This window comes from uncultured Gordonia sp., from assembly GCF_937858515.1.
Lineage (GTDB): Bacteria > Actinomycetota > Actinomycetes > Mycobacteriales > Mycobacteriaceae > Gordonia.
Genome location: NZ_CALLZT010000174.1, coordinates 1 through 6,407, shown reverse-complemented (window position 1 = coordinate 6,407; position 6,407 = coordinate 1). Strand labels below are relative to the sequence as shown.

Sequence of the window (6,407 nt, the reverse complement as noted above, 5' to 3'; positions counted from 1 at the left end):
CGGTCGGGGTACGGAGGCCGGGTGACCATCTGGGATTCGCCTCGGCGAACCAGGGCCGGAACACCTCAAGGTGTGGTCGGATCCGCCTCAGCGGATGGCCACCTCACTTGTCCGATTTGAAATCAATTCGGATCACCTCCTTTCTCGTGTATCCGAGAACCTACGCCCGGACCCCACATCGCGCAACGGATTAACCGCGGCGGCGTCCGGAACGAATCGCACCGTGTCGCGAACCCTCAGATCCACGCCATCGCCGACGCCGATCCCGCTGTCCGGGTTCACCTTTGCGACCACCACCATGTCGTCGCCGACGGTCGCGGTGACCAACAGATGATCACCGGCGAATTCGATGCCGCGCACCGTCGCCGGGGCCGGCCGGTCATCGCGCACCGGTTCGCAGGTGAGGTCGGCGGGCCGGATCAGCAGTACACCGTCGCCGGACGCGGTGCCGCGCACCGGCACCACGCCGAGTACGCAGCGCGCCACATCACCTTCGGCGGAGGCGGATAGCACGCTGACGGTGCCGAACAGTTGCGCCACCGCCATATCCGCGGGCTCGGCGTATACCTCGCGCGGGGTGCCCACCTGCCGCACCTCACCGTCGATGAGGACGACGATCTGGTCGGCGACGGCCATCGCCTCCTCCGGGTCGTGGGTGACGAGCAGCGCGGCGGCGCCATCGGCGAGGATCATCTGCCGCACCTGCGACCGCAGCGTCGTACGCAGGTGCGCGTCGAGAGCAGAGAACGGCTCGTCGAGGCAGATGATCGTCGGCCGGGGCGCCAGCGCCCGGGCCAGGGCCACGCGCTGGCGCTGACCGCCCGACAGCAGCGCCGGCTTTCGGTCGGCCAGTTCGGTGAGTCCGGTCAGTTCCAGCAGCCCGGCCACTCTGGCAGTGTCACCCACTTTCCGGAAGACGTTGTGCCGCAAACCGAAACCGATGTTCTCCGCCACCCTCAGGTGCGCGTACAACGCGCCGTCCTGCGGGACCAGCCCCACCCGCCGGCGCTGCGCCGGAACATGAACGCCCGGGCCGGCCAACACCTTTCGTTCGCCGGCAACGGTGATCTCGATGGTGCCCGAGCGCACCGGCTCCAGCCCGGCGATCGCCCGCAGCAGGGTCGTCTTGCCACACCCCGACGGACCGATCACCGCGGTGATCGACAACGGCGGTACCTCGAACGAGACATCGCGGACCACTGTGGCGCCGCCGTAGCCGACGGTCACCCCGGTCAGTCGCAGCGCGGACATCATTCCCCTCTCGGCAGGAACCGGGTGGACAGCGGCACCGTCGGAATCGAGGTGACGACGATCAGCGCCAGCCCGAGTACCGCGGCCTGCCCGTACCGCAGATCGTTGTTGAGGCTCCACAGGTCGGTGGCCAGGGTGCGGGTGCCGATGGGTGCCAGCATGAGGGTGGCTGGCAGTTCCTTGGCCACCGACAGACACGCCAGCGCCGCCCCGGCCACCAGCGCCGGCGTCACCGTGGGCAGCGACACCCGGGCGATGGTCGCCAGGTAGCCGGCGCCGAGCGTGCGCGCCGAGTCCTCCTGCCCGGGTGCGATCGCATCGAACGCACCGCGCAGCGGCCCCAGACACACCGGCAGGAACAGAATCAGATACGCCGCCGTCAGCATCGTGGTGGTCAGATACAGCTCCGGCAGCACCCGGATCCCGAAGAACACCAACGCCAGGGCGACGGCGATCCCGGGCAACGCAAAACCCAGATTGAGTGTCACCTCCACCGCCCCCGACAGCGGGGTGCGTGGACGCCGGATGAACAGGGCGACCGGCACCGACACCACCACGATCACCGCAGCAGCAATCATGGCGATCTCAAAGGTGTTGCGCGCCAATGGCCACACCCAGACGAGTAGGTCTTTGACGTCGGCCACCGACGACATCGGCACCCGTTGCGAGGTCCTGATGGCGGAGATCAACGACCAGATCGGCGCGAACAGTCCGACGGTGACCGTGGCCGTCACACACAGCCACGCGACCGGCGACTCCGACGATGCCGGCCGGCGCTCCGGCGCCCCGATCTCGTCGTGGTCGCCGCGAGCGAGGCGTTCGCTGAGCGCGAGCACCAACGCGATCACCACCAGCACACACCCGTAGACGGCGGCCAGGGAACGGTCGACGGATCCGTTGTAGGCGTTGTAGATCCCGACGGTGAACACCTCGTAGCGGACGATGGCCGGACCACCGAAATCGCTCACCGTATACAGCGCCACCAGCAGAGCGCCCCCGGCGACGGCGGTCCGCAGCCGGGGCGCGGTCGCCCACAGAAAGGTGCGCAGGGGTCCGTAGCCGAGGGTGCGGGCGACGTCCTCGGCCGATCTGCCCGCCGCCGACAGCACCGCGATCGCGGGGAGCATAACCAGCGGATAACAGGCCATGATGAGCACAAGCACTGCGGCCGGAAACCCTTCGAATCCGGAAAACATTCGGCCCCAGGCAAACCCGGACACATACGACGGAACCGCCAGGGGTGCGGCGAGCAGCGCGACAGCCAGGGTCCGGCCCCGGCGGATACCCCGGCACACGCACACCGCCATGGCGACCCCGAGAATCACAGACGCCGCCGTGACCGCCACGGCCAATTGGACTGTATTGACCGCCAGATCGGCGGTCCGCGCGCGCAGCAGCGACGCCTCGACGGTGTCCCAGCCCGCCCCCGACGCCCGGATCACCAGGTACACAGCGGGGAGGGCCACCAGCACCGTCACGGCGATGCTGATGACCCCCAGCAGGATTCGTTCCCGCCTAAACAGCTCCCACCTCGGTGAGCAGCTTCTCGGTACCCGCGACGTCAGCGAGGTCGTCGAGGTCGATCTTCGGCGGTTTAAGGTCGCTGATCAGCGGCGGCAGGTCCGCGACGGGCAGTGGAATATTATCGGCCACAGCATATTCGCCGACCTCGGTGGTGAAGAACTTCTGCGTTTCCGGGGTGAGGAGTTGCCGCACGAAGTCGAATGCCTCTTCCTTGTCGTCCGAACTCTTGAGTACCGCGACACCGGCAACGTTGACGAGCGCACCCGGGTCTCCGTCACCGAAGAAGTGCAGCCGCGACGGCACCTTGCCGATGCCTTCCTCGGCCACCGCCTGCACCCAGTAGTAGTGGTTGAGCAGCCCGGCGCCGAGCGAGCCGTCGTTGACCGCTTCGAGAATGGCACCGTTGCCGTCGAACTTCTTGGGGTCGTTCGCGAGGAACTTGGTGAGCCAGTCGCGGGCTCCGTCCTCGCCGCGAACCACCCGAAGTCCGGTGACGAATGACTTGAACGATGCGTTGGTGGGCGCGAATCCGACCTTACCGCGGAACTTGGGGTCGGTCAGACCGTCGATGCCCGGCGGCAGATCAGCTGCGGCGAGCACGTCCGGGTTGTAGACCAGTACCCTGGACCGTCCCGATGTGGCCGCCCACGATTTCGACGCGGTCCGGTACTGCTGCGGCACCGATTCCGCGATGTCGTCGGGCAGCGGTTCGAGCAGTCCGGCGTCGGCCAGTGCTCCCAGTTCGCCCGCGTCCTGGGCGAAGAACAGATCAGCGGGCGATTTGTCCCCTTCCTCCAGGATCTGGGCGGCCTTCTTGTCATAGGCGGGCGTCACCGCGATCTCGGTGCCGATCTTCTCGATGAGCGGACCCACCAGTGACTCCGATCGGCCCGAGTACAGCGTCAGCTGCGCCGGCTCATCACCGGAGTCGTCGCCGCAGCCTGCGAGGATTCCCGCGGACATGATCACCGCCACTGGTATTGCCCAGACCCGAGTCATAGCTTTCATGTGCCGTTCTGCCTTCCCGTGGGGACGAACCGCACTTTCCGGCGATCCGGTGAAATCAGACAATACCGGCATTCGGTGGAACGTAAAGGCATTCTTCAGCCTTCCCTAAGCTCCCCGGGGACGTGATCGAGTCAGCCGATAGTCAGGTCGGCATCGATCCCGCCAGGGAGATAGTGGGTCACGACGATCACCGTCCGCCGGGGCCCGAAGATCCCGGCGGGATCGACTATTGCCGCAAGCAACGAGTCCGCGTCGCCCCGGTCGAGGTGTTCGACCGGTTCGTCGAGCACTATCACCGGCGCCGGATTGATCAATGCACGCGCGAGCAATAGACGCCTGCGTTGTCCGCCGCTCACCGATTCACCTCCGCCGGACAACGCCGTGTCCAGTCCGTCGGGCAATCGCCGGACCCAGTCCGCAAGTCCCACCGCGGCCAGCGCGTCATCGAGTTCGCCGGTCGTCGCGTCACCGCGGGAGACCAGCAGGTTCTCCCTGACGCTGGTGGCGAAGATGTGCCCTTCCTCCGCGAAATAGCGGACAGCCGAACACAGTTCGATGTCCTGCAACGAATCATCCACGGCCTGAACGGAACCCGACTTCGGCGCCAGCAGTCCCGCCAGGGTCATCAGCAACGTCGACTTTCCCGAGCCGCTCGGTCCGGCGATCACCAGCCGCGAGCCCGGCGCCAGGTCGCGGGTCAGTCCGCCGACCGGTCCGAGCGCGGGTCCGCCCGGCCATCCCCAGTCGAGTCCGGTGCAGCGCAGCATGGCCGGACCACGGTGCACCGCCGCATCGGAATCCGTTGAGCCCGAACCTGACCGGGATGCCCCGTCGACGAGCGCCAGCATCCGCGCCGCGCTCTGTCGGCTGCGTTCGAGCTGTATGCCCGCCTCGGTGAGCGGTGCCGTCGACTCGAACGCCGACAGCGGCAGCAGAATCAGCACACCGAATACCATCGGTGTCAGCTGTCCCGACGTCGACGACACCCCGGCCAGCGACCCCGGCACCCCGGATGCGAGGTCGATCCCGATAAGGCAGGCCGCCAGCAGCGACACCCCGATCGCCAGCGGCGTGGCTGCGGCGGCCCCTGCCTGCCAGGCGAGTCCGCGGTCGGCGGCCCGGATCGCATCGTCGTCGGCCCGGGCCGCGGCGGCGAGCGCTGCGTCACGACGACCGGCGATCACCAATTCGGGGGCGTGCCACAGCGCGGTGATAGTGGCCTCGGCCGACTCTGCCGTCGCTCTCGCGGAATCGGCGATGGTTCTCGCCGACCCGCGTGCGGCAAGCCACGGCGCGACCGCACCACTCACCACGAGTGCCACCAGTAAAACCATTGCTGCCCATAATGATACGAGTGCCATGACGACCACAGCCGCGACTGCGGTGATCGCACCGACCACGATGGGGATCACTCCGCGGATCAGCGCATTGCCGATCTCGTCGATGTCGTCGCCCGTCCGGGACAGCAGCGCACCGCGTTTGAGTCCCACCGAATAGCCCGGATCGCCCTGTGCCAGAGCGCGATACACCCGCTCCCGGGCATTCGCCATCGCCTGCAATGCCAGATCGTGGGTGGCGAGCCGTTCCAGATAGCGGAACACTCCCCGCGAAATACCCAGTGCGCGAACGGCGGTGATCGCCACCGACAGGAACAGGATCGGCGGCTGCTGCCAGGCCCGGGTGATCAGCCATGCCGACAGCGCCGCCAGGCCGAGCGCCGACAGCGCCCCGCCGACACCCAACAGCAACGACCACACCAGCGGCCGACGACTCAAGCCGAGAAACCGCAGCGCCCGCACCAGTGGGTCGGCGTCGAAACTAGTTCGCATCGACGGCCTCCGGCATCTCGACGATCTCGTCGGCGTGGCGCAGCACCTCAGCGCCGTGCGCCACCACGACGACAGCATCCCCACCGACAGCCCGCTCCCGCAACCGGATCAGTACTCGCTCGGCCGAAGTGGGGTCGAGATGGGCGGTCGGTTCATCGAGCAACAGCAGTGAACCTGTCGACACCAATACACGCGTGAGGGCAAGCCGCTGCCGCTGCCCGGCAGAAAGCCCGACGCCACCCGCACCCAGCATCGTGTCGTAGCCGTCGGACAGCCCGGCGAGAACCTCATCGAATCCGGTGATCGACGCTGCTGCGTCAAGATCTGCTCGCGAGGCATCGGCGAACAATGTCAGGTTCTCGGCGACGCTCCCCGGCACGACAACCGGCTGCTGCGGCAGCCACGCGACCCGCCGCCGGAACTCGTCGAGTTCGTCCTTACCCCGCAGCACCCGACCCTCGTCCGGTTCGATCAACCCCATGATCACCTCGAGCGCCGTCGACTTCCCCGACCCGTTCGGCCCGGTGATCATCGTCAACCGCCCCGGCCGGATAGTCATCGACAACCCGCGCGGCGCCCACCCGTCACGCCCCAACACCCCCACCCCGCCCAACCCAACCTCAAACGAATCCCCCATCTTGATCCCTGAGGCCGAAGCGACCAAGGAGCCAGGGACGCGTTGGGTCCGGCGAGAATCCACACCTGACGCAACCCCCTCCTCACCACCCCCTTCGATCAGCGCGAACGCTGCCTTCGCCGCGGCCAGCCCATCAGCGGAGTCGTGGAACTTCGACC

The 6,407-nt window shown here is 67.5% G+C and carries 5 protein-coding genes; all 5 read right to left on the bottom strand.

The window, feature by feature from the left end; translation table 11 throughout:
* Positions 1 to 132: 132 nt before the first annotated feature.
* Complete coding sequence (locus tag Q0627_RS17145) at positions 133 to 1,251, bottom strand: ABC transporter ATP-binding protein (RefSeq protein WP_291019823.1); 1,119 nt, start codon at positions 1,249 to 1,251, stop codon at positions 133 to 135.
* Positions 1,251 to 2,729 (bottom strand): iron ABC transporter permease, encoded by a 1,479-nt coding sequence (locus Q0627_RS17140; protein ID WP_298811627.1) that lies wholly within the window; start codon positions 2,727 to 2,729, stop codon positions 1,251 to 1,253. The genes Q0627_RS17145 and Q0627_RS17140 overlap by 1 nt, the downstream gene beginning before the upstream one ends.
* A 37-nt stretch (positions 2,730 to 2,766) precedes the next feature.
* Positions 2,767 to 3,738, bottom strand: coding sequence for an extracellular solute-binding protein (locus Q0627_RS17135; protein ID WP_291019829.1), 972 nt, complete (start codon positions 3,736 to 3,738; stop codon positions 2,767 to 2,769).
* 176 nt (positions 3,739 to 3,914) lie between these two features.
* Complete coding sequence (gene cydC / locus Q0627_RS17130; protein ID WP_291019832.1) at positions 3,915 to 5,612, bottom strand: thiol reductant ABC exporter subunit CydC; 1,698 nt, start codon at positions 5,610 to 5,612, stop codon at positions 3,915 to 3,917.
* A partial coding sequence (locus Q0627_RS17125; RefSeq protein ID WP_298811623.1) for an ATP-binding cassette domain-containing protein occupies positions 5,602 to 6,407 on the bottom strand: 806 nt, incomplete at its 5' end. The genes cydC and Q0627_RS17125, both read right to left, overlap by 11 nt.

What these genes read in the sequence shown, in the direction of transcription:
- Q0627_RS17145 (WP_291019823.1), bottom strand. Translation starts at nt 1,251, where the DNA reads ATGTCCGCGCTGCGACTGACCGGGGTGACCGTCGGCTACGGCGGCGCC.
- Q0627_RS17135 (WP_291019829.1), bottom strand. Translation starts at nt 3,738, where the DNA reads ATGTCCGCGGGAATCCTCGCAGGCTGCGGCGACGACTCCGGTGATGAG.
- cydC (WP_291019832.1), bottom strand. Translation starts at nt 5,612, where the DNA reads ATGCGAACTAGTTTCGACGCCGACCCACTGGTGCGGGCGCTGCGGTTT.